At 60.2% G+C, this 23,741-nt stretch carries 18 protein-coding genes, 1 tRNA gene and 1 rRNA gene; all 20 read left to right on the top strand.

What is annotated here, in order from left to right:
- Positions 1–13: 13 nt before the first annotated feature.
- The 20 genes from rrf to AB8E48_RS05570 all read left to right on the top strand — a co-directional run bounded on the left by rrf (position 14) and on the right by AB8E48_RS05570 (position 23,583).
- Positions 14–130 (top strand): 5S ribosomal RNA (gene rrf, locus AB8E48_RS05475).
- Between the two features lie 256 nt (positions 131–386).
- Positions 387–1,517 (top strand): hypothetical protein, encoded by a 1,131-nt coding sequence (locus tag AB8E48_RS05480; protein ID WP_368886023.1) that lies wholly within the window; start codon positions 387–389, stop codon positions 1,515–1,517.
- Positions 1,518–1,700: 183 nt separating this feature from the next.
- Positions 1,701–2,738: an HAD-IIA family hydrolase gene (locus AB8E48_RS05485; protein ID WP_368886024.1), complete on the top strand. Its 1,038-nt coding sequence runs from the start codon at positions 1,701–1,703 to the stop codon at positions 2,736–2,738.
- On the top strand, positions 2,731–2,898 hold the full coding sequence (locus tag AB8E48_RS05490; protein ID WP_368886025.1) for a GTPase: 168 nt from the start codon (positions 2,731–2,733) through the stop codon (positions 2,896–2,898). The genes AB8E48_RS05485 and AB8E48_RS05490 overlap by 8 nt, the downstream gene beginning before the upstream one ends.
- Before the next feature lie 93 nt (positions 2,899–2,991).
- The gene (locus AB8E48_RS05495) at positions 2,992–3,720 is read left to right on the top strand and encodes a TlyA family RNA methyltransferase (protein ID WP_368886026.1); all 729 of its coding nucleotides are present in this window, start codon (positions 2,992–2,994) and stop codon (positions 3,718–3,720) included.
- Between the two features lie 258 nt (positions 3,721–3,978).
- Complete coding sequence (locus tag AB8E48_RS05500; protein WP_368886027.1) at positions 3,979–4,986, top strand: NAD kinase; 1,008 nt, start codon at positions 3,979–3,981, stop codon at positions 4,984–4,986.
- Positions 4,987–5,005: 19 nt separating this feature from the next.
- Positions 5,006–6,724 (top strand): DNA repair protein RecN, encoded by a 1,719-nt coding sequence (gene recN, locus AB8E48_RS05505; protein WP_368886028.1) that lies wholly within the window; start codon positions 5,006–5,008, stop codon positions 6,722–6,724.
- Positions 6,725–7,043: 319 nt separating this feature from the next.
- Positions 7,044–8,738: a CTP synthase gene (locus tag AB8E48_RS05510; protein ID WP_368886029.1), complete on the top strand. Its 1,695-nt coding sequence runs from the start codon at positions 7,044–7,046 to the stop codon at positions 8,736–8,738.
- 139 nt (positions 8,739–8,877) lie between these two features.
- On the top strand, positions 8,878–9,552 hold the full coding sequence (locus tag AB8E48_RS05515; protein WP_368886030.1) for an NUDIX domain-containing protein: 675 nt from the start codon (positions 8,878–8,880) through the stop codon (positions 9,550–9,552).
- A gap of 79 nt (positions 9,553–9,631) precedes the next feature.
- The gene (locus AB8E48_RS05520; protein WP_368886031.1) at positions 9,632–10,951 is read left to right on the top strand and encodes a tyrosine recombinase; all 1,320 of its coding nucleotides are present in this window, start codon (positions 9,632–9,634) and stop codon (positions 10,949–10,951) included.
- A 94-nt stretch (positions 10,952–11,045) separates the two neighbouring features.
- Positions 11,046–11,906, top strand: a complete 861-nt coding sequence (locus tag AB8E48_RS05525; protein WP_005506637.1) for a ParA family protein — start codon at positions 11,046–11,048, stop codon at positions 11,904–11,906.
- A gap of 193 nt (positions 11,907–12,099) precedes the next feature.
- Positions 12,100–13,107, top strand: coding sequence for a ScpA family protein (locus AB8E48_RS05530; protein WP_368886032.1), 1,008 nt, complete (start codon positions 12,100–12,102; stop codon positions 13,105–13,107).
- Complete coding sequence (scpB, locus tag AB8E48_RS05535) at positions 13,100–14,089, top strand: SMC-Scp complex subunit ScpB (RefSeq protein WP_368886033.1); 990 nt, start codon at positions 13,100–13,102, stop codon at positions 14,087–14,089. The genes AB8E48_RS05530 and scpB overlap by 8 nt, the downstream gene beginning before the upstream one ends.
- A gap of 87 nt (positions 14,090–14,176) precedes the next feature.
- Positions 14,177–15,307, top strand: a complete 1,131-nt coding sequence (locus tag AB8E48_RS05540; protein WP_368886034.1) for a pseudouridine synthase — start codon at positions 14,177–14,179, stop codon at positions 15,305–15,307.
- A gap of 18 nt (positions 15,308–15,325) precedes the next feature.
- A complete protein-coding gene (locus AB8E48_RS05545; RefSeq protein ID WP_368886035.1) occupies positions 15,326–16,495 on the top strand; it encodes a prephenate dehydrogenase in 1,170 nt (389 codons plus the stop codon).
- Between the two features lie 54 nt (positions 16,496–16,549).
- On the top strand, positions 16,550–17,242 hold the full coding sequence (gene cmk, locus AB8E48_RS05550; protein WP_070634468.1) for a (d)CMP kinase: 693 nt from the start codon (positions 16,550–16,552) through the stop codon (positions 17,240–17,242).
- Positions 17,243–17,352: 110 nt separating this feature from the next.
- Positions 17,353–18,933, top strand: coding sequence for a ribosome biogenesis GTPase Der (gene der, locus AB8E48_RS05555; RefSeq protein WP_005506621.1), 1,581 nt, complete (start codon positions 17,353–17,355; stop codon positions 18,931–18,933).
- A gap of 212 nt (positions 18,934–19,145) precedes the next feature.
- Positions 19,146–19,219, top strand: a tRNA-Pro gene (locus AB8E48_RS05560).
- 580 nt (positions 19,220–19,799) lie between these two features.
- On the top strand, positions 19,800–21,437 hold the full coding sequence (locus AB8E48_RS05565) for an L-lactate permease (protein WP_368886036.1): 1,638 nt from the start codon (positions 19,800–19,802) through the stop codon (positions 21,435–21,437).
- 523 nt (positions 21,438–21,960) lie between these two features.
- Complete coding sequence (locus tag AB8E48_RS05570) at positions 21,961–23,583, top strand: L-lactate permease (protein WP_368886037.1); 1,623 nt, start codon at positions 21,961–21,963, stop codon at positions 23,581–23,583.
- Positions 23,584–23,741: the final 158 nt, after the last annotated feature.

Consider the following 23,741-nt stretch of genomic DNA (forward strand, 5'->3'; position numbering starts at 1 on the left):
AATCCCGTAGGTTTGCGGTGATTATAGCGAGAGGGAAACGCCTGGTTCCATTCCGAACCCAGAAGCTAAGACTCTTTGCGCCGATGGTACTGCACTTTTGTGGGTGTGGGAGAGTAGGTTGTTGCCGCTTTATTGTTGAGTAGCCCCGGCTTTGCCGGGGCTATTTTTGTTTGGGGAGGCCTAACCGCCTGCCCATTTGTCTTTAACATCCCATCAGTACGGGTGCACGGAAGGTGCTCTCTATACTAAAATGGTATGGCTTATGTTTAGGCATTAGCGGGTGTATCTAAGCACCCCTCATAGAGTTGATGCCTCAGGCAGCGGTTCGCCCGAATCGACTGCATACCCTACCCGCCCACACTGGCGGATACCTCCCAAGGAGATTCATGTCTGAGACCCCCCGTCACGAGTCTAACGGCTCCGGCCCCCGCCAGCACCGCAAGAACAGCGGAGGAAAGGACTTCCGCTCCAAGAAGGGCGGCAAGAACTTTGGCGGCAAGGGCGGTTTCAAGCGTAACGACCGCGGAGGCAAGAAGTTTGACGGTCGTCGCTCCGACTCCCGATCCAAGGCACCTCGCTCCAACGGTCCCGAGACTGAAGCACCCCGCGAAGAAGTACGCAGCATCGGTGGCCGTGCAGGCTACCGCCCTGCAAAGCCCAAGGCTCCGGAAATTGACGACGACATTACCGGTCGCGAGCTGGACGGTGCAACCTTCCGCCAGCTGCGTGCCCTGGAGCCCCGCAACGCTGAAACCGTTGCAAAGCACCTCGCCATGGCCGGTCGCTACCTCGACATCGACCCCGAGTTCGCGCTGGAGCACGCGGTTGCTGCATCCCGTAGTGCCGGTCGTATTGCTGCAGTACGTGAAGCAGTCGGCGTTGCCGCATACGTAGCAGAAGACTTCGAACTGGCACTGCGTGAACTGCGTACCCACCGTCGTATTAGCGGCTCCGTAGACCACCTGGCACTGCTGGTGGACTGCGAACGTGCACTGGGTCGCCTGCCCAAGGCACAGGAAATGATTGCTGAATTCAAGAAGGAAGAGCTGCCCGCCAACGTACGCGTAGAGCTTGCCATCGTTGAATCCGGTATCCTCAGCGATCAGGGCAAGAAGTCTGAAGCTGTTGTAGCGCTGCAGATTCCTCAGCTGAACCCCAAGCGCGCCTTCGAATACAGCCCCCGCCTGTTCAGCGCATACTCCGACGCGCTGGCTAACGCAGGCCGTAACCAGGAAGCAGAACGCTGGGCACGCCTCGCCTTCATGGCAGAAGCAGCACTGGGCCAGGGCAACTTTGCTGAGCCCGAAATCTTCGATATGTTCGGCGAAGCAGGCCTCTTCGAAAAGGAAGAGAAGTCCGTAGAAATCGCTGAGCCCGCAGAAGAAAAGGCAGAAGAGACTGCTGAGACTTCCGTTAACGAGGAAGCATCTGAAGCACAGGAAGAGGCAGCTGAGGGCGAGAAGTCCGAAGCTGCTGAGTCCGAGGCTGAAGAAGCAGAGGAAACCTCCGCAGAATAAGACTGCAGAGAATCTAAGGATTCTGAATACTTGACCTCAGTGTCAGCAACCGCTGGACGCGCCCCTGAATAGGGGAGAGCGTCCAGCGGTTTTGCACATAATCTCCGGAAGGCACTTACACAGGAGTGTCTAACAGGTACGATTAATAGCGACAACCGCCAGAGACCCCGAGAGGAACACACTATGACCACGAACGCACTCCTATCCCGCTACGATGCTCTCCTCTCCGATCTGGACGGCGTAGTCTACGCTGGCCCCTTCGCCATCGAAGGTGCGCCCGAAGCGCTCAACCGCGCCGAAGAGGAACTCAACGTACCGGTCATCTTCGTCACCAACAACGCATCCCGTTCCGTAGAATCTGTAGCGGAACACCTGCGTGAACTGGGTGTACACACCCGAGCAGAACGAGTCGTCAGCTCCGCACAGGCCGGTGCCGCACTGCTTGCACAGCACGTACCCGCAGGCTCCAAAGTACTCATCACCGGCACCGAAGCACTTGCCGACTGCGTTCGTGCAGTAGGCCTCGAAACCGTACGCAAGGAAGAAGAAGGCCCCGTAGCCGTCATCCAGGGCTTCAACCCGAAGATGGGTTGGGAAGACCTCGCAGAAGCCGCCTACACCCTCGCAAACCCCGAGGTGCTGTGGATTGCAACCAACACCGACCAGACCATCCCCAAGGAACGCGGCCAGGCACCCGGTAACGGAACCCTCGTAGCTGCCGTGGCAACCGCCTCCCGTCGTACTCCGCTTGTTGCTGGCAAGCCCGAAGCGCCCATCTTCCACACCGCCGCACAGGCCGTGAACTCCAGCCGCCCCGTCATTGTGGGTGACCGCCTGGACACCGACATTCTCGGCGCCAACAACGCAAAGATGGACGGCGCCCTCGTCCTCACCGGCGTGCAGACCTACCAGGACGTCATTGAGGCCGTGCCGAACCAGCGTCCGACCTATATTCTGCGCACTCTTGAGGATTTCTTCGCACCCTACCCCGAAATTGAGGTGCTCTACGAAGGCTACGAAGTCACCGCAACCGGCCCTACCTGGCAGGCACGCGTCCGCGGCGAAAACCTGAGCCTGACCGGTCCCGAGGTTGAAGACGCCGAAGCACTCGCGGGTAGCGAGAGCGAAGCCGAAGCATGGCGTGTAGCCTGCGCAGCATGGTGGGCGGCAAACCCCGAACAGGGCGCACGCCCCAACATCCAGGGGATCCCCGGTGCCTAAAGAACCCGACACTAACAGCACAGCAGAGGAAATCGCTGAGCTTGACGCAGAATTCGAGCGTCAGCTGGCGGCGACCCTCGCCATGGACCCTGTAGAGCGCGTTAAGCGCCTCGAAACGATGAGCGAGCAGCTGGAGAAGGACCTCGAAAACCTCTCCTAGCCCTCGACGGTGAACCCTCAGAACGTTATCGTCTGAGGGTTCACCGGCACTAGACAACCCCGTCACCAGACGACAGAAAGAAGACAAGGACACGTGCGCCTCGATAAATACCTGGTCGAAGCCGGATTCGTGAGCTCCCGAACCCTCGCCGCAAAACTCATCGCGGCAGGAGACGTGCAAGTCAACGGCAAGGTTGCGCGCAAAGCGTCCATGCTCGTGGGCCCGGAGGATACCCTCTACGTGCGTCAGAGCGAGCTGACCGAATACGTCAGTCGCGCAGGCCACAAGCTCGCCGGTGCTCTCGATGCGTTCCCCGATATCGAGGTGGAAGGCAAATGTTGCCTGGACGCGGGAGCATCCACCGGAGGCTTTACCGATGTGCTGCTTCGTCGAGGAGCCGCTCATGTGGCTGCCGTGGATGTGGGACACGGCCAGCTCGTGGACGCACTACGCGAAGAACCCCGAGTCGGCGTGTACGAGGGGCTCAACGTTCGCTACATGAAGCCCGAAGATATTGGCGGGCAGGTCGAGCTGACGGTCTCCGACCTCTCGTTCATCTCGCTGACCCTGGTCATGGAAGCGCTAGCGAACGCCACCGAAACCGGCGGTGATTTGGTGCTCATGGTCAAACCGCAGTTCGAGGTCGGCAAACACCGCATCGGACGCGGGGGAGTGGTGCACGAAGAATCCGCCCGCCGTGAAGCAGTCGAAAAAGTCCAAGCATCCGCGGTAAGCCACGGGCTGCGCGTGATGGGTATGGAACCCAGCCCGCTCCCCGGACAGGACGGCAATGTAGAGTACTTCCTCTGGTGCCGAAAATAAATAGTGTTATAGGCAGTCTGAGAAAAACCGCCCGGTAACGCAGGAAGCGTTAAGTGTGGGGTTTCTCAGGCTGCCGCGCTATTCACGGGCATTTTAAAGATGCCCAACCGTACGCTATTCGAAATAATTTTCTAAAAATATAGCTCTTTAGAAAATCTTCGAGAACATATTCGGTATGATAGGTATAGATACACCATCTCAACACCCCAGCATCACCGACCCAACACTGATGCTCAATACTGATGGGAGAGAGTCGTAATGGCAGAACAAGAAAGCCGTGCAACGCAGGAGGCGGCCGTGCAGGCAGCTGCTACTGGCGCACGCCATGCTTACGGGGACTCTGCAGGGCAGCATCACCGAAAGATTCTCGTCTTCGCCCACGTGGGACGTAAAGAAGCACGAGATGCCGCCCGCCAGGCGTGCACTCAGCTCTACGAAGCGGGACTCGCACCCGTCATGACTCGCTCCGATCTGGAGACCCTGAGTGAAAACTGGGACGAGCCCGTCCCCGTGCAGGTCGTGCACGAATCCGTGGCGCTCATCGATATTGAACTCGGTGTGGTGCTTGGTGGTGACGGTTCTATTCTTCGCGCTGCTGAAATGGTGCGCCGAACCAGCGTTCCGCTCATTGGCGTGAACCTCGGCCACGTTGGCTTCCTCGCCGAATCCGAAGAGAGCGACCTGAATGAAACCGTTCGCTGCATCGTCAACAACGAATACACCGTTGAAGAACGCATGGCAATCGACGTGGAAGTCTGGAACGACGGCAAACGCGTGCATAGCGACTGGGCGCTGAACGAAGCCAGCGTCGAAAAGGGCAACCGCGAAAAAATGATTGAAGTCATTATCGAGGTGGACTGCCGCCCGCTCAGTAGCTTCGGCTGCGACGGCGTGGTCATGGGAACCCCCACCGGCTCGACCGCCTACGCTTTCTCCGGCGGCGGCCCGGTCGTCTGGCCCGAAGTTGAAGCAATTCTCATGGTGCCGCTCTCGGCTCACGCGCTCTTCGCGCGCCCGCTGGTAGCGGCGCCGACCTCCACCCTGGCGGTAGAAATGATGCCCGGAAACGGCGCTTCCGGCGTGCTCTGGTGCGATGGCCGCCGAACCGTGGAGCTGGACCCTGGCTCCCGTATTGAGGTGCGACGCTCCGAAAAGTCGGTGCTGCTCGCCCGTATTCACCCGGCTCCCTTCTCGGAGCGACTGGTGCGTAAATTTGAGCTTCCGATCCGTGGCTGGCGTGGCCCGCAGGATACTGAGAAGCACTAAAGAAAAGGAATGAACGTTCGTGATTGAGGAAATCCATATTCGAGACCTCGGCATCATCACCGATGCGAGGCTCCCCCTCGAACCCGGATTCTCCGTGCTGACCGGTGAAACCGGCGCAGGTAAAACCATGGTCGTCACCGCCCTCGGCATGCTCCTGGGCGCCCGATCCGACGCATCCAGCGTGCGCAACGGTGCCAAGAACGCCCTTGCCGAAGCAGTGATTCGCCTGCCCCACGGGCACCGCGCCCTCGAGCTCGCCGAAGAAGCCGGCGGCACCGCCGAAGACATCGACGAACAGACCTCCGAGTTGCTCCTGGCGCGCACTGTTAACGCCTCGGGACGCTCCCGCGCCCACGTCGGCGGTTGCTCCGCGCCCATCGGAACCCTGGCACAGATTGGTCAGACTCTTGTTGCAGTCCACGGCCAGTCCGATCAGTTGCGCCTCAAATCTGCGGCGGAACAGCGCCAGTCCCTCGACCTGTACGCCGGTGAAGAGCTCGCCAACCTGCTGGAGAAGTACCGCGAAAACTACGAGCGATACCGCGCCGCCGCCGCGGAGCTGAAGGAAGTACGCGAAAACTCTCGCGCGCGAGCCCTCGAAGCGCAGACCCTGCAGGGCGCCCTCGAAGAAATCAGCGCCGTCAACCCGCAGGCGGGGGAAGAAGAAGAGCTCAAAGCCGAAATGGTGAAGCTTATGAACGTGGAAGCGCTACGCATTGCTTCTGCGACCGCCTCCGCAGCACTGAGTGGTAGTGAATACTCCACCGGTGACGAGCAGAGCGTCATGAGCCTGCTCGATGCAAGCCGCTCCGCGCTCCAGGCGCAGGCAGACGCTGACGAAGAGCTTGCCTCCCTCGCGGCACGCGTCAACGAACTGCTGATTCTGACCACCGACATCTCCTCGGACCTGTCTTCCTACATGGCGTCCCTGGATGTTGAAGGCCCCGAACGCCTGGCGCAGGTGCAGACTCGTCGCGCCCAGCTGGCGACCCTCACCCGCAAATACGGTGCCGACATTGCCGAGGTCCTCGAGTGGGCGGAAGAATCACGCGCACGCCTGGAGACCCTGGTGGACGACCCGCAGCGACAGGAAACCCTCGAAACCGAACTGGTGCAGCTGCGCAAGGTGCTTGGCGCCCAGGCGGAAGAGCTGACCGCTCTGCGCCGTGCCGCCGCGCAGAAGCTTGCGGATGCTGTCAGTGAAGAGCTCACTGCTCTTGCCATGCCGAACGCCTCCCTGGTCGTGGAGGTTGCCGAAGCTGAAAAGTTCTCTGTACACGGTCGAGACATCGTGACCTTCATGCTGGCGCCGCACCGAACCGCCGTGCCGCGCCCGCTCGGTAAGGGCGCCTCCGGCGGTGAGCTCTCCCGCGTGATGCTCGCCCTGGAAGTAGTGCTTGCCGAAGTGGACCCCGTACCCACCTTCATCTTCGACGAGGTGGACTCCGGCGTGGGTGGTAAAGCGGCTATTGAAATTGGCCGCCGTCTCGCCATGCTCGCCCGGCACGTGCAGGTTTTGGTGGTCACCCACCTGCCGCAGGTTGCCGCCTTCGCGGATCAGCACATCCTCGTGCTGAAGAATGATGACGCATCCCTCTCGAAGGTCAAGGTGCTTTCCGAAGAGGAACGCGTGGTGGAGCTGGCACGCATGCTCTCCGGTCACGACCAATCAGAATCGGCGCGAGAACACGCCCGAGAGCTACTGGCTGCCGGTAGGGAAGTGCCGCAAGGACGCTAAACCCGGGTGCATAATAGCGTCGGCTAAAGAACCGGAAAAGATATCTTTCGGTGTACCGAACAGAAAAGATGTCGAGGAACGTGAGAGCATCCTCAGAAAGTTATCGGTGTACCTTGCACAGATGACCAACTGGGGCGCACGAGCCGCAGAGGATGTGAGATACTCTGTGAATGCTCCTACACGTGCTTCTATACGGCGCGGCGGGAATAATAAATCCCCGGCTCCGTTTACAGTGGTGATAAGGACAAATAGGGGAGGGAGAGCCGCCTGAGAGAATCCTCTCGCGGCAAAACCCTCTGCTTGGATAGCAGACAAGAAAATGGTAGGCTTAAATTCCGTGGTGAATGAAAAAAATAACGCTCTGAACGCGTCCTCTAACGACAAGGTAACCCGCCAGATTTTCGTGACCGGCGGCGTTGCATCTTCTCTCGGTAAGGGCCTGTCGGCCTCTTCCCTCGGTCAGCTTCTTCGCGCACGTGGCCTCTCCGTGACCATGCAGAAGTTCGACCCCTACCTGAACGTCGACCCCGGTACGATGAACCCCTTCCAGCACGGTGAAGTCTTTGTCACCGACGACGGTGCTGAAACCGACCTCGACATCGGACACTACGAGCGCTTCCTGGACGAAAACCTCGACCAGTCCGCTAACGTGACCACCGGCCAGGTCTACTCCTCCGTCATCGCAAAAGAACGCCGCGGCGAATACCTCGGCGACACCGTCCAGGTCATCCCTCACATTACCGACGAAATCAAGGCCCGCATGCGTCACGCAGCGGAAATTGAAAACGCACCCGACATTATCATCACCGAAATCGGTGGTACCGTCGGCGATATCGAGTCCCTGCCCTTCATGGAAGCAGCACGCCAGGTACGCCGCGATGTTGGCCGCAAGAACGTCTTCTTCCTGCACGTCTCCCTGGTGCCCTTCATCGGCCCCTCCGGCGAGCTCAAGACCAAGCCGACCCAGCACTCCGTCGCAGCACTGCGTGGCCTGGGCATCCAGCCTGACGGCCTGATTCTGCGCTGTGAGCGTGAGGTCCCCGTATCGCACCGCTCCAAGATCGGTAACGCATGCGACGTGGACAGCGACGCAGTCATCTCCTGCGCCGACGCACCCAGCATCTACGACATCCCCAAGACCCTGCACAGCCAGAAGCTCGACGACTACATCCTCGACTACTTTGGCATTGAAGCTCCCGCACCGGACTTCACCCAGTGGGACCGTCTGCTCGACGCAGTGCACCGCCCCGCAGCAGAGGTCAACGTTGGCCTGGTCGGTAAGTACATCGACCTGCCCGACGCATACCTGTCCGTCTCCGAGGCTCTGCGCGCCGGCGGCTTCGCAAACAACGTGAAGGTCAACATCAAGTGGGTTGCAGCCGACCTGTGCGCAAACGACGAAGATGCAGACCACCAGCTGCGCGACATGGACGCAATCCTCGTGCCCGGCGGCTTCGGCATCCGCGGCCTGGACGGCAAGATCGGCGCCCTCAAGTACGCACGCGAGCACAAGATCCCGACCCTGGGCATCTGCCTCGGCCTGCAGTCTATGGTCATCGAGTACGCACGCAACGTACTGGGCCTGCGCGAAGCATCCTCCACCGAGTTTGATCCGGAAACCTCCGTACCGGTCATCGCAACTATCGAAGAGCAGAAGCAGTTCGTCGAAGGTGCAGGCGACCTGGGTGGCACCATGCGCCTGGGCCTGTACAAGGCGAACCTCGTTCCCGGCTCTCAGGTTGCTAAGGCATACGGTGCAACCGAGGTTGCAGAGCGTCACCGCCACCGCTACGAGGTGAACAACGAGTACCGTGAGCAGCTTGAAGAAGCAGGCCTGCTCATCTCCGGTACCTCCCCGGACTCCTCGCTGGTCGAGTACGTGGAACTGCCCGCAGAGGCACACCCCTACTACGTGGCAACTCAGGCACACCCCGAGTACCGCTCGCGTCCGACCCGCCCGCACCCGCTCTTCTCCGGCCTGATTAAGGCTGCCCTGGAGCGCCGCGGCGCCTAATATCTAGGCACAAACGTTCAGCATTCCGCTCACCCCGCGCAGGGGAGAGCGGGATGCTTCCGTTTAAGCGTGTTTTATCTCGCGGCACCCGCTGACGAGTCAAACGTAACCGAGCAAAGAAGCCGCCTACAATGAAAGAATGAGCAACAACCAGCAGATTATTGATGCCCCCTCCGAACGCACTATTCGCACCCGCACCGTGAAGTACAGCGGCTACGTCATCGAAACCACCGTGGAAGAGTACGAACTCAACGAGAAAACCGTGCTCACCCGCGACGTTGTGGAGATGCCCGGCGCCGTCGCCGTAGCGGTTCTCAACGAGAACAACGAACTGCTGATGCTCAACCAGTACCGCCACCCGGTGCGCATGAATCTCTGGGAAGTACCCGCCGGACTGCTCGACATCGACGGCGAAGACCCCCTGACCGCCGCGCAGCGCGAACTTGCTGAAGAAGCTGACCTGCAGGCTAAGACTTGGAACGCGCTGACCGACTACTTCAGCAGCCCCGGTGCAACCAGCGAAGCAGGCCGCGTCTACCTGGCACGCGACCTTTCGGAGCTGCCCGCCGAAGAACGCAGCGAACGCACCGAAGAAGAAGCAGAAATGACCTACCGCTGGGTGCCCCTCGACGAGGCGGTACAGCTGGTACTGGGCGGAAAGGTGCACAACGCGCTCGCTATCCAGGCGGTGCTTGCCACCTACGCGGCGGCACAGAACAACTTCGAGGGCCTGCGCAAGGCTGAGGACGGCTGGGAGTTCCACCCGTACATGGGCAAGCGTCGCGAAAAGCCGGAGAGCTTCCGCAACCACTAAGAAGGGCATGCAGAGCAGGGGAGCAGCCCCTACCTACGGCAAGCCTGAACAAGCAGAGAGAACCGACAGAGGAGATAGCGTGAAGCAGGCAAAAAGCACGGTGAGCAAGGCGCCCCGTGGCGCGGGTCTGCTTGGCGTGCCTTCTTCTGCCGGTTCCTCCGTGCTGGGTTCTTCTAATCGGGGTTCTTCTGCCCTGGGTGCTTCCCACCAGGAGGCGCAGACCCCGCTCCAGAGAGCAATCGAGCAGTACCTCATCCACCTGCGCGTGGAGCGAGGTAGCAGTGAACACACCATCGCCTCTTACGCGCGGGATTTGCGGCGATACAGCGCCTACATGGCAACCCTCGGCGTGATTGATCCCGAACGCATTACCACCGCGCAGGTGCGTTCCTTTATGCGTGAGCTCGCCGCGCCCACCGTGCCCCTTGCCGGGTTCGAGGCGGGGGAGAAGAACAGCCAGAGCGCGCAGGAATCTCAGGAAGTACAGGAAGAAGCCGCAGAATCGCTGGCGCTGATGATCGCCTCCGAATCGGGGCGAGGTACAGGAAACGGGCGCGCTGAAAAAAGGAGCGCCGGGCAACCGGAGAAAGCCGGGGAGCCAGAAAAAGAAACGCCAACCGCTGAAGGGGTGCCGAGTCTGCCCCTGCCGCTGGGCCCGAACTCCATCGCCCGCACCATGGCGGCAGTCCGCGGCGCGCACGCCTTCTGGGTCTCCGCGCTCATCGTGCCCACCGACCCCGCCGCGCCGGTCACCCCGCCTAAGAACGTCAAGCGCCTACCCAAAGCGGTCAGCGTAGAAGACATCCAGCGGCTACTTGCCGTACCCGACCGCGAAACCGCCACCGGGCTACGCAACCGAGCCATACTCGAATTCCTCTACGCCACCGGCGCACGCGTGAGCGAAATGCTCAACGCCGATATCGACGACGTGCACTTTGAAGGAACCCTCACCGACGAAGATGGCAACCAAATCACCCTGCCCGGGTACGTTCGGCTCTTCGGCAAGGGAAACAAAGAACGACTCGTGCCCATCGGTAGCTACGCCCAAAAAGCAATCCAAGACTACCTGGTGCGCGGCCGCCCCTCCCTCATGGCGCACGGTAAAGGTACCGCCGCGCTCTTCGTCAACGGACGAGGCGGCAGACTCGGACGCCAAGGCGCATGGCTCATCCTCAAAGAAGCCGCCGAAGCCGCCGGGCTCAGCTCCGACTTCTCGCCGCACTCCATGCGCCACAGCTTCGCAACGCACCTGTTGCAGGGCGGCGCCGATATTCGCGTGGTGCAGGAGTTGCTCGGGCACGCCTCCATCGCTACCACGCAGGTGTACACCAAGGTCACGCCCGAGGGGCTCATGGAGGTGTACCGCATGGCGCATCCGCGTGCCCACGAACGGGGATAAAACCCCGTCAATCCGCGGAACAGCCGCTCTTGAGGTAACCTTATAGACAACGCTTAAACTTTAAAACTTCGAATTCATTGATGAAGGTGAACCATTGACTGAAGCTCAGGCTCAAGAACTCGGCCCCACCGGTCGACCCCTGCGCGTATACCCCGACCCGGCTCCGCTGAGCAGCCACGGTCCCGCCCGCATTATCTCTATGGTGAATCAGAAGGGCGGCGTGGGCAAGACCACCTCCACCATTAACCTGGGCGCGGCACTGGCAGAATGCGGCCGTAAGGTGCTACTGGTCGACTTCGACCCGCAGGGTGCTCTCTCCGCTGGTTTCGGCGCGAACCCGCACGAACTGGACCTGACCGTCTACAACGTCATGATGGACCGCAAGGTCGACATTAAGGACGTTATCCTGCCCACCGGCGTGGAGAACATCGACCTGCTGCCCGCCAACATTGACCTCTCCGCTGCTGAAGTTCAGCTGGTCAACGAGGTGGCTCGCGAGCAGGTTCTCGCCTCGGCACTGCGCAAGGTCCGCGACGAATACGACGTCATCCTCATCGACTGCCAGCCCTCCCTGGGCCTGCTGACCGTCAACGCGCTGACCGCCTCCGAAGGCGTCATTATTCCGCTGATTTGTGAGTTCTTCGCACTGCGCGCTGTCGCGCTGCTGGTCGACTCCATCGAGAAGGTTCAGGACCGACTGAACCCCGACCTCGAAATCTCCGGCGTGCTCGCTACCATGTTCGATGCGCGAACCATCCACTCCAAGGAAGTTCTGGCACGCATCGTCGACGCATTCGGCGACAAGGTCTTCGACACCGTCATCAAGCGCACCGTGAAGTTCCCGGACGCATCGGTGTCCGCTGAGCCGATTCTCAGCTACGCCTCCAGCCACCCCGGCGCGGAAGCATACCGCCAGGTGGCACGCGAACTGATTTACAAGGGTGGCGCACGCTAAAGCCCTTCGCACCTATACGCCCTCTGCTGAGGTGACTCTCACCCTTGAGTCGCACCGGTAGAGGGCGTATAATTGTGTGGATTCTAAAGACCCCGGCACACTGCTTACGCTGAAAAAATAGGCGAAGTAAAAGCCGCATCTGAGACGGCACCGACAAAGCCGGGGAGAATAAACCTAAGGAGAATAGGTCTTTATGACCACGAACGTCGCTGCCGTGAGGGTACCGACACCGAACGCAGACACCGCCGCGAACGCCCGGACTGAGGGCCGCGGCCTGCAGAACCCGGAACGCGGTTTCACCCTCACCCTGAGTAATTTTGAGGGTCCCTTTGATCTTCTACTGACCCTGATTTCGCGCCGCAAACTCGACATCACCGAGGTGGCGCTCGCAGAGGTCACCGATGAGTTCCTCGCATACCTGCACGCCCTCTACGCCGAGGGCACCGAGCGCGCACTCGATGAGGCCAGCGAATTTCTGGTCACCGCCGCAACCCTGCTGGAACTCAAAACCGCACGCCTGCTCCCGCAGCATCGTGAACCCCTCGAAGAGGACGTTGCATTGCTGGAAGCACGCGACCTGCTCTTTGCCCGTCTGCTGCAATACCGCGCCTACCGCGAAGTCGCCGATATTTTTGCTGAACGCTGGGCGCAAGAAGCGCAGCGTTTTCCCCGCGCGGTAGCCCTCGAAGAACGATTCGCTCAGGCGCTGCCCGAGCTCGTTTTCACTGGAGGCGCCGAAGAGTTCGCCCGCATCGCCGCCGCCGCGCTGAGCCGAACCCCCAAAGAACCCGAACCGGAACCCGAAGAAATCGTTGAAGAACTCAACGACCACCTGCACGTTCCGCTGACCACCATTGCGGCTGAAGAACACTACATTCTGCACAGCCTGCTCGATACCGCGGCGCGGGAACTGAGCTTCGCCGAATTGGTACAAGGATCTGGCGAATTAGAAATCGCTGTGGTTCGTTTCTTGGCGTTGCTCGAGCTCTACAAAGAAGGCGCCCTGCACGTAGAACAGGACGCACCCCTCGGAGCCATTCGGGTACGTGCGAGCGCCAGTGCCGCGCAGTTCGTAATCCGCGAAGACACCGCAGATGCCGCAGGCACTCAGGAAGCGCACGAAACCAGTGAAACGTCTGAAACACCCGAAGTGAACGAATCTGAAGCTAACACGGAACCGGTAAAGGAGGATCATGAGTAATCACGGCTCACGTTTCGACCGTGAATTCACCCCTGACGACCTAGCCATCGTGAACCTGGGCTACTGGGATCCGAACGCGGATGATGACTCGGCTGACTCGGTGCCGGTAGCAGAGGATGTAGAGCCTACTGTTGCGGAATCTGAACCGGCTGAGTACGAGGTAGCCGCAGCGCCTCTGGAAGCGGAGGCTACCGAAGAAGCCCAGGCTGCTGAAGAAGCTGAGGCTACTGATGTAGCTGGGGAACCAGAGACGGAAGAAGCGCAGGAACCTGCACCCCGCGAGTCGAAGAAACCGGCAACGAAAACCGCGAAGATTCCGGCGGGAGGCCCCTCCACCGCACCCAGTGTGGCGGTCGATGCCGAAGCCGAGTTTTCCAAGGTCGAGGCAATCCCCGGCGGTGTCAAAAGCGCCATCGAAGCGATTCTTGCCGTCGCGGAAGCACCGGTGAGCGTCAAAGAACTCTCTGCCGCGCTCATCGTCAATGAGCGAGCCGTTGAGCACGCGCTCGACCAGCTGTACCGCGAGTACAACGGCGAAGAAAGCGGCTATGGAGAAGACGAAAACCGGGTGGCACCCGAACCGCGCGGATTCCAGCTGCGGAACATCGCCGGAGGCTGGAAGCTCTACGCCCGCGACGACTTCGCCCCCTGGGTGGCACGCTTTGTGACCCGCTCCAAGAGTGCAACCCTGAGCAAGCCCGCCTACGAGACGCTCGCCGTGATTGCCTACCAGCAGCCGGTGACCAGGGCGAGGGTAGCCTCGATCCGCGGCGTGAACGCGGACGCGGCAATCCGCCAGCTGCTGCAACGGCAGCTGATTCGTGAGGCGGGTCGAGAAGCCGGAAGCGGCGCGACCCTCTACGAAACTACGGAGCTGCTGCTGGCGAAGCTCGGGCTGAACTCCCTGGAGGAGCTACCGGCGCTCGCACCCTTCCTGCCCGATGACACGGAAGCCGCAGTGCTTGCCGAAGGCAACGACTAAGACAACGACAACGAACCAATAAGACGAACGAACGTTCGGGAAATGCCTGAAACGTTCGCACTATACGACAGAAAAGAGAAGAACACCATGGCATATGGAAACTCCTCCCGCGGCGGCCGCTCTGCATCCGGTCGCCCCCAGAACTCTCGCGGTGGCCGTCCCGGCGCCGGTCGTCCCGGTCAGGGCGGTAAGCCCGGCGCTAAGGGTGTATCCGCACGCGGCGGTCGCCCCGGCGCAGGCAAGAGCGGCGCAGGTAAGGGCGGCGCTAAGGGCTTCGGCGAGAAGAAGTTTGGCGAGAAGAAGTTCGGCGCAGGTCGCGGCCGCGGTACCGAACTGCCCAAGCGCGAACGCCGCGCACCGGGCCGCCCCTACCGCTCCGGCGAAGCCTTCGCAAACGAGCGCGGCGAGTACCGCGTCAGCAACTACGCGGGCCCGCACCGTCCCCGCCGCCCGCGCAACGCCCCGGTAGACCACTACGAGTTCTACGACCACGACGGTGTGCGCCTGCAGAAGCTGCTGGCTCAGGCCGGTGTGGCGTCCCGCCGCGTCTGCGAAGAAATGATTTCTGAAGGCCGCGTCACCGTCAACGGTGAAGTCGTGACCGAGCTGGGCGTGCGCGTTGACCCCTCCAAGGTGACCGTGCAGGTGGACGGCATGACCGTTCAGACCAACGACAAGCTCGTCTACATGGCATTCAACAAGCCCGCCGGCGTGGTCTCCACCATGGAAGACCCCGAAGGCCGCCCCTGCATCTCTGACTTCCTGCGTTCCTCCATGAGCGAGCGCGTGTTCCACGTGGGCCGCTTGGACGTTGAGACCGAGGGTCTGCTGCTGCTGACTAACGACGGTGAACTGGCGAACCGCCTGACCCACCCCTCCTACGAGGTGCCCAAGACCTACCTGGTGCAGGTTCCCGGCCCCATGGAGCCCGGCGTCGGCGCAGCCATGAAGAAGGGTATTCGCCTGGAGGACGGCGTGACCCGCGTGGACGAGTTCAAGCTGGTGGATTCCACCCCCGGCCACGTGCTCGTTGAGGTGACCATCCACTCCGGTAAGAACCGCATTGTGCGCCGCCTCTTCGACGCAGTCGGCTACCCGGTTGAGCGCCTGGTCCGCGTCGAGATGGGCCCGATCCGTATTGGTTCGCAGAAGCAGGGCACCGTCCGTAACCTCTCCAAGGTTGAGATCGGTCACCTGCTCGCTTCGGTGGATATGTAATAACGCTAAGGAGTTGTCATGAGCTCGCCCGCTGAGCTTTCCGCATCTGAGCTGCCCATGGATTCAACGCTGACCGGACCGGTACTCATTATTGGCTCGGGTCTGCTGGGTGCCTCCATTGGTTTGGGGTTGCGTGCGGCAGGATGCGAGGACGTGTACGTCCAAGATATTTCACCCACCGCCGAGGCTGTGGCGCAGGATATCGGTGCCGGTACAAGCTTCTCCACGCTGTCGGAGGAGGAGCGCGCCGCCTTCGCCCCGCAGCTGGTGGTGGTGGCTGCGCCTCCGGATAGTGCCGGTGCCGTGTGTGCTCGCGCGTTGAACACCTATGCGCCTCGACCGGAGGCGGGCTACCCCGGCGCCGTGGTGACGGATGTTGCCTCGGTGAAGGTGCAGCCGCTGGCTGATGTGCTCGCTTCGGATGCGGATGCGTCCCGTTACGTGGGTTCGCATCCGATGGCTGGGCGTGAGAAGTCGGGCCCGGTGGCTGCTCGCGGTGAGTTGTTCCAGGCACGTCCGTGGATTATCTGCGAGCACGATTCGGTTCGCCCCGAGTGTGTGCGTCTGGTGCGTTCTGTGGCGGTTGAGCTGGGTGCGATTGTGACCTCTCTGAGCGTTGAGGAGCATGACCAGACGGTTGCTCTGATTTCGCATGTGCCGCAGGCGATGAGCTCGCTGTTGGCTTCGCGCCTGCAGGACACTCCGCTGTACGCACTGTCCCTGGCGGGTCAGGGCCTGCGCGATACGGTGCGTATCGCGGCTTCGGACCCGACGCTGTGGGTGCAGATTTTTGCGGCGAACGCCGACCCGATTGTGAAGACCCTCTACGGGGTGCGCGATGACCTGAACCGCCTCATCGCGACGCTGGAGAACCCGACGGCATCCGGTGCTCGCCTGGATTTGGCGCAGCTGATGAGCGAAGGCAACGCGGGTGTGAGCCGTATTCCGGGTAAGCACGGTACGGCGCCCGCTGCGTTCGCAAAGATGACGGTGCTGGTGGACGACACCCCCGGCACGCTGGCTCGTTTGCTTGCCGAGATTGGTGAGCTGGGCGCGAACCTTGAGGATTTGCGTCTGGAGCACTCGACGGGTGCCCCGGTGGGTATGGCTGAAATCTCGGTCAATCCGTCTATTCATGAGGCGCTGGTCCGCGATTTGTCGGCTCGCGGTTGGCGTGTTGTGAAGTAGAGTTAAAGCTGTATTTTCCGGCATAAAGTTTGAGACGAATTTGAAGGAGTGCTGATGCACGAGAACCCTAAACTGACGATTGCTATTGACGGTCCCTCTGGTTCCGGTAAGTCGTCTGTGTCTAAGGAAGTTGCACGCCACTTTGGTCTGGCGTACCTGGACACCGGTGCAATGTACCGTGCCGCAACCTACCGTGTGCTGGAACTTGGCATTGACCTGAACGACGCTGAGGCGATCGCGAAGGCTGTCGAGGAGATGCCCCTGGTGTTCGGTACGAACATTAAGGAAGAAGAGATTCTGATGGGCTCGACCGATATCCGTGAGGAGATTCGTAGCGAGCGCATTTCTTCGGCCGTTTCTGCTGTGGCTTCGGTTCCGGCGGTTCGTGAGCACCTGATTGGCCTGCAGCGTTGGATGATTGACCACGCTATTAACGGCATGGTCGCTGAGGGCCGCGACATCACCACCGTGGTTGCTCCCGATGCTGACGCGCGCATCCTGTTGACTGCTTCTGAGGAGGTGCGCATGGCGCGCCGCGGCCTGGAGAACTCCGAGAAGTCGGGCGCTTCGGGTGATTTGAGCAAGCAGATCGCTGAGCGTGATGCGAAGGACTCGAAGGTCAATAACTTTATGGAAGCTGCCGAGGGCGTGACCCTGGTGGACAGCTCGGATCTTGATTTTAATGCGACGGTCTCTGCAGTGATTAACGCTGTGAATGACCAGTTGAAGGCGAAGCGCGCGGGCTAGGCCCCGCCGAACGCTGGGGGAGTGGTGCTTCCGCTCCCGATAAGACGTTGAGCCGCGCTCGCGTGCTGACCTTTGGGTTGGGCGTGGGGCGGGTAGAGAAAGGAATGCGCATGGCTGAGGACGCTATCCGCGACGATTACGAAGATAAGTACCTGGGCGGTGGCGAGGACGACGTTACCGAGCGCCTCGCTGAGATTGATGATGAGACCGCTGACCAGCGTGCTCAGGCTCTGCTTGAGGGTCTTGAGGACTACGACCTGGATGAAGAGGACCGCGCCCTGCTGGGTGCTTGGGGCTTCGACATTGAGGAAGAGGAAGAGCAGCTCGCTGATCCGGTAGTGGCGATTGTTGGCCGCCCGAACGTGGGTAAGTCGACCATCATTAACCGTATTCTGGGCCGCCGTGAAGCGGTGGTTGAGGATAAGCCGGGTGTGACTCGTGACCGCGTGTCCTATAAGGCTGAGTGGCTGGGTAAGAGCTTCACCCTGGTTGATACCGGTGGTTGGGAGTCTGACGCTCGCGGTATTGATGCTCAGGTTGCTGAGCAGGCTGAGATTGCTGTGGAGCAGGCCGATGTTGTGGTCCTGGTGGTGGACGCCCGCGTGGGTGTGACCGCTTCGGACGAGCAGATTGTGCGTATGCTGCGCCGCGTGAAGAAGCCGATTATTCTGATCGCTAACAAGATTGATGACGCTCACCTGGAGCCGGAGATTTATAACCTCTGGTCGCTGGGTATGGGCCAGCCGTTCCCGGTGTCGGGCCTGCACGGCCGTGGCCTGGCGGATGCTCTGGACGAGATCCTTGAGGTCATGCCGGAGCACTCGCAGTTCGCTCAGCCGGAGGCGCTGGGTGGCCCGCGTCGTGTGGCTCTGGTGGGTCGCCCGAACGTGGGTAAGTCGTCGCTGCTGAATAAGCTGGCTGGTTCTGAGCGTGCCGTGGTGAACGACCTGGCTGGTACGACTCGTGACCCGATTGACGAGATTATTGAGCTGGGCGGCTACCCCTGGCGTTTTGTGGATACCGCGGGTATTCGCCGTCGCCAGCACATGGCTAAGGGCGCGGAGTTCTACTCTTCGCTGCGTACTCAGACTGCTCTGGAGCGTTCTGAAGTTGCCGTGGTGCTGCTGGATGTTTCCGAGCCGATCTCTGAGCAGGACGTGCGTATCGTGCAGACCGTGATTGATTCGGGTCGTGCGATGGTCCTGGCATTCAATAAATGGGATACCCTCGATGAGGACCGCCGCTACATGCTTGAGCGCGAGATCGAGCGCGACCTGGCGCACGTGCAGTGGGCTCCTCGCGTGAACATTTCGGCGAAGACCGGCTGGCACAAGGACAAGCTGGTGCCCGCCCTGGAGCACTCGCTGGAGTCGTGGGATTCGCGTATTCCGACCGGTCGCCTGAACGCGTTCCTGGGCGAGATTGTGGCCGCGCATCCGCACCCGCTGCGTGGTGGTAAGCAGCCGCGTATTCTCTTCGGTACTCAGGTGTCTTCGCGTCCGCCGAAGTTCGTGCTCTTTACTACCGGCTTCTTGGACCCGGGTTACCGTCGCTTCATTATGCGTCGTCTGCGTGAGACTTTTGATTTCACGGGTACTCCGATTGAGATTTCGATGCGTGTGCGTGAGCGCCGTTCCCTGGGTGAGCGTCAGAGCGCGAAGGCTAAGAAGGGCAAGAGCGGCCGCCGCTAGTAGCGGGGGTGTCTGCCTGATGCCGTGTTGCTGGGCTGGCCCCTTGTTAGGCTGGGCCCCCACGCGCTGGATCCTGTGCAGAAAATCTGCAAAAAAGATTTTTAAGATTTTTTCTAAAAATGGGGATTCTGGCTTGCGTGGGGGTTGAAAGCCCGGTATAGTTATTCGAGTGTTCAGGGGAAACCTTGAAAACAATATCGTGAATAACGAATCGGGTTGTGGCGCAGCTTGGTAGCGCACTTGACTGGGGGTCAAGGGGTCGCAGGTTCAAATCCTGTCAACCCGACAGATAAAGCTCCGGAAGGTTTTCCTTCCGGAGCTTTTTTGTATGCCGTTTAGGGGTTCGCACGGTTTGGTTGTTTGAGTGGGTTTTGGGCAGGATATGCGCCGAATGTACTGCCGAAAGTGCCGGGGGTACTGTTTCTTCCTTGAAATAGCGGGGGAGGGGGCTGGATAAGCCCTCAATCTGGGGTGGGGTTTAGGTTAGGTTGCAATTATGAGCTTGAATCTAAATGTTGGAATATGCCCGATTTTGTGGGTGTTCGGTGGTACATTGGGTACACAAGGAATTGCGTTTTTGGGATTAGGGATTCATTATCCTGCTCCTGAAATTCCCTTGACAAATCAAGGAATATTTAGGTTTCTGTGACAAAAACGCCGTTTCAACACACTAAATTTCATAGCCGCAAAACCAACACGAACCCAAGTGAAGGCATATATCCCAAGGGATAGCGTCCTTAACGCATCAAACAGCTAGGTGCACGCACCTACAACACACGGCACACACCGTCACGCGCGATACTGGGAAGGCTTTGCGGCACACAACGATCCCGCCCCTCGTGGGCTGGAAAGGAACACAGTACATCATGTGGCAGCAAGTCTATGACCCGCTGAACTCGAGTGCACTTTCCGCACTCGTGGCAGCAGTCCCGATTATTTTCTTCCTTCTGGGCCTCACCGTCCTGAAGCTCAGCGGTATTAAATCTGCCGTTATCTCTCTCGTTATTGCACTGGTCATCGGTTGCGCTATTTTCGGTATGCCCGTCACCGCCGGTGCAGGCTCGATTCTCTACGGCTTCCTCTCAGGCATGTGGCCCATTGGCTGGATCGTTCTCATGGCAGTGTGGCTCTACCGCATTTCCGTGCGTTCTGGCGGCTTTGAGATTGTTCGCTCCTCCATCTCCTCCATCTCTACCGACCAGCGCATCCAGATGCTGCTGATTGCATTCTGCTTCGGTGGCTTCCTTGAAGGCGCTGCAGGCTTCGGTATTCCGATTGCTATCTGTGCTGCACTGCTGGTTTCCTTGGGCTTCAACCCGCTCAAGGCCGCAATGTTCGCCCTGATTGCTAACGTGAGCTCCGGCGCATACGGCGCTATCGGTATCCCCGTGACCACCGCTGCAACCCGCGGTGGCGTGGACTTGCACGCACTGTCCATCGAAATGGTCCTGGTTATCCAGATCATGGCAGCGCTCATCCCCGTACTGCTCGTTGCTATTCAGGATGGCATCCGCGGTATCCGCGAGGTCGGTCTGGTAGCTCTCATGGTTGGCCTGATCTACTCCGGCGGCCAGTCCGTTCTGCTCGTAGCCCTGGGTAACCCCGAGCTGGTCGACATCATCCCGCCGCTGCTGGCACTGGTCGCTCTGGCACTGGTTATGCAGAAGTGGCAGCCCAAGCACATCTTCCGTGAGCCCACCGCTCCCTCCCTGGAAGAAGTTCAGGCTCAGCAGGGCGTCAAGCACACCGGTGGCGAAATCCTCAAGGCATGGAGCCCCTTCGTCTACCTGTCCGTCGTGATTCTGCTCTGGTCCACCGCGATGAAGCCGCTCTTTGCTAAGGGGGGTCTGCTGGCCTTCAGTAACATCACCTTCCCCGTTCCGTGGCTGCACCAGACCATCCAGCAGACCGCACCGATCGTTGCAACCCCCAAGGCAATTGACGTGACCTACACCTGGAACATCATTGGTGCTTCCGGTACCGCAATTCTGGTGGCTGCCATCATCACCATCCTGACCTCCTCCATCAGCTGGGGTGAGGCTATCGAGGAACTCGGCGCAACCTGGAAGCAGCTGCAGACCCCGATCATCATGATCTGCCTGGTCATGTCCGTTGCAAACGTCATGAACTACGCGGGTATGATTACCTCCATCGCACTGGCTGTTGCCGCCGTGGGTGCAATCTTCCCGCTGCTGTCCCCGATCATCGGTTGGATCGGTGTGTTCGTGACCGGCTCCGTGGTGAACAACAACATCCTCTTCGCAGGCCTGCAGGCTACCACCGCACAGCAGATTGGCGTCAGCCAGACCCTGCTGGTTGCATCTAACACCGCCGGTGGTGTGATGGCGAAGATCGTTTCCCCGCAGTCCATCGCAATTGCAGCTGCTGCTGTGAACAGCTCCGGCGAGGAATCGAAGATTACCTCCATGGCGATCAAGTACAGCGCGGCTCTGCTGGTTGTCACCTGTGTTTGGGTTTACGTGCTGTCCCTGGTCGGCCTGTAAATAGCGTGAGTACCTGATGCGTGTAACCTACCTTCTCTGAAAGGTGAGGTACCCGCGACACGGTTTAGCAAAAGCCCCCTTCTTTTGTAGGAGGGGGCTTTTACGTTATCTGGGCTTGTTAGGGGGCGTGTGGTGGGATGCCTAGCTAATGGCTCGAGGGGGGGGGGCGGTTAGGGGCGAATACCGGGGAGTGTAAATATGCACATAAATATCGTTTGTGCACACTTAAGGTCACCCTATCCTGAAGTCTAAGGAGAGACCTGTTAGCTTAGACAGATAAAGTCAAGAGCACCTAGTGGGCGAGAAGGAGCCCGCTCACCGCCGCCGCGCTACGGTATATCGCCACGGCAAATCACCAAACGCCCGGCAGCTCAAGACCATCACGCTTCACCGATGGACCCGTCCACGAGACACAGGACGGGCCCATCGGTTTTTATGCGGCCCGAACGCTTCCATACAGCGCAGACGCCGTACCGGAAGAAGCGACCGCCTAAAGCACAGACCGAAAGGAACACCCCGCCCCATGTGGCAGCAAACCTACGACCCGCTGAACTCACCGGTGCTCTCCGCACTGGTCGCAGCAGTACCCATCATCCTCTTCCTGCTGGGCCTGACCGTCCTGAAACTCAGCGGCCTCAAATCAGCACTGCTGACCCTCGGCACCACCCTCATCATCGGTTGCGCAGTCTTCGGCCTGCCCATCACCGCAGGTGCCGGCTCCATCCTCTCCGGCTTCCTCTCCGGTGCATGGCCCATCGGCTGGATTGTGCTCATGGCGGTGTGGCTCTACCGCATTGCCGTACGCGCCGGTAACTTCGACATCGTGCGCTCCTCCGTCTCCTCGATCTCGAACGACCAGCGCATCCAGGTGCTGCTGATTGCCTTCTGCTTCGGTGGCTTCATCGAAGGCGCGGCAGGCTTCGGCATCCCGATCGCTATATCCGCGGCACTGCTGGTATCCCTGGGCTTCAACCCCCTCAAGGCATCCATGCTGGCGCTGGTAGCCAACGCCGCATCCGGCGCCTACGGTGCTATCGGTATTCCCGTGACTACCGCAGCTAAGGTTGGTGGCCTCGACACCGCGCACCTGTCCGCAGGTATGGTTCCGGTACTGCAGATCTTCGTCGCCTTCGTGCCGCTGCTGATGGTTGCAATCCAGGACGGCATCCACGGCATCCGCGAAGTCGGCCTCGTAGCGCTCATGACCGGCGTGATTTTCTCCGGCGGTCAGGCGGCTATCCTGATGCTGCTCGGCTCGCCCGAACTGGTCGATATCATCCCGCCGCTGCTCTCCCTGGTAGCACTGGCGCTCGTGATGCAGAAGTGGCAGCCCAAGCACATCTACCGCGAATCCACCGCACCCAGCCTCGAAGAAGTTCAGGCGCAGCAGGGCGTCAAGCACACCGGTGCTGAGATTGTTAAGGCGTGGAGCCCCTTCATCTTCCTCTCCGCAACCATCCTGCTCTGGTCCACCGCACTGAAGCCGATCTTCGCAACCAACGGCCTGCTCGGCGCCGCAACCCTGGCGTTCCCCATCCCCGGCATTCACGAAGCCATCACCACCGGTGCCGGCAAGACCGTGACCGCGATGTTCTCCTGGAACATCCTTGGTGCTTCCGGTACCGCAATTCTGGTGGCAGCACTGATTACCGTGCTGACCTCGAAGATTAGCTGGGGTGAAGCCTTTGAAGAACTCGGCGGCACCTGGAACCAGCTGAAGATGCCGATCCTCATGATCTGCCTGGTCATGTCCGTCGCAAACGTGATGAACCACGCCGGTATGACCACCTCCATCGCTCTGGCGCTCGCGGCAGCTGGCCCGGTCTTCCCGTTGCTGTCCCCGATTATCGGTTGGATTGGCGTGTTCGTGACCGGCTCCGTGACGAACGCTAACGTGCTCTTCGCGGGCCTGCAGTCCACCACCGCAGCCCAGATTGCTGTTGACCCGACCCTGCTCGTTGCCGCAAACACCGCCGGTGGCGTGATGGGTAAGATCGTTTCCCCGCAGTCCATTGCGATTGCGGCGGCGGCTGTGAACAGCGCCGGTGAGGAATCGAAGATCACCTCCATGTCTATCAAGTACAGCGCTATTCTGCTGGGCCTGGTATGCGTCTGGTCCTTCGCCCTGTCACTCATGATGGGCTAAAGGCCGATACCGGAATCGGCGTAACCCCGCATAAGAAACCCCTCGATGAGAACCCTGCAATTTTCTCCGCAGACGACAAATCGAGGGGTTTCACGTATATTCAGGGAAATTCCGATAAACCGGGAAGAAGCGTAGAATTACTTCTTGTGCTTGCTCTT

The sequence above is a fragment of the Rothia mucilaginosa genome (assembly GCF_964211445.1).
GTDB lineage: Bacteria > Actinomycetota > Actinomycetes > Actinomycetales > Micrococcaceae > Rothia > Rothia mucilaginosa_E.

Excerpts from the sequence above, each read along its gene's own strand:
- AB8E48_RS05530 (WP_368886032.1), top strand. The coding sequence starts at position 12,100 with ATGACCACGAACGTCGCTGCCGTGAGGGTACCGACACCGAACGCAGAC.
- der (WP_005506621.1), top strand. The coding sequence starts at position 17,353 with ATGGCTGAGGACGCTATCCGCGACGATTACGAAGATAAGTACCTGGGC.
- AB8E48_RS05480 (WP_368886023.1), top strand. The coding sequence starts at position 387 with ATGTCTGAGACCCCCCGTCACGAGTCTAACGGCTCCGGCCCCCGCCAG.
- AB8E48_RS05570 (WP_368886037.1), top strand. The coding sequence starts at position 21,961 with ATGTGGCAGCAAACCTACGACCCGCTGAACTCACCGGTGCTCTCCGCA.
- AB8E48_RS05515 (WP_368886030.1), top strand. The coding sequence starts at position 8,878 with ATGAGCAACAACCAGCAGATTATTGATGCCCCCTCCGAACGCACTATT.
- AB8E48_RS05485 (WP_368886024.1), top strand. The coding sequence starts at position 1,701 with ATGACCACGAACGCACTCCTATCCCGCTACGATGCTCTCCTCTCCGAT.
- AB8E48_RS05500 (WP_368886027.1), top strand. The coding sequence starts at position 3,979 with ATGGCAGAACAAGAAAGCCGTGCAACGCAGGAGGCGGCCGTGCAGGCA.
- AB8E48_RS05510 (WP_368886029.1), top strand. The coding sequence starts at position 7,044 with ATGGTAGGCTTAAATTCCGTGGTGAATGAAAAAAATAACGCTCTGAAC.
- AB8E48_RS05545 (WP_368886035.1), top strand. The coding sequence starts at position 15,326 with ATGAGCTCGCCCGCTGAGCTTTCCGCATCTGAGCTGCCCATGGATTCA.
- cmk (WP_070634468.1), top strand. The coding sequence starts at position 16,550 with ATGCACGAGAACCCTAAACTGACGATTGCTATTGACGGTCCCTCTGGT.
- scpB (WP_368886033.1), top strand. The coding sequence starts at position 13,100 with ATGAGTAATCACGGCTCACGTTTCGACCGTGAATTCACCCCTGACGAC.
- AB8E48_RS05540 (WP_368886034.1), top strand. The coding sequence starts at position 14,177 with ATGGCATATGGAAACTCCTCCCGCGGCGGCCGCTCTGCATCCGGTCGC.
- AB8E48_RS05565 (WP_368886036.1), top strand. The coding sequence starts at position 19,800 with ATGTGGCAGCAAGTCTATGACCCGCTGAACTCGAGTGCACTTTCCGCA.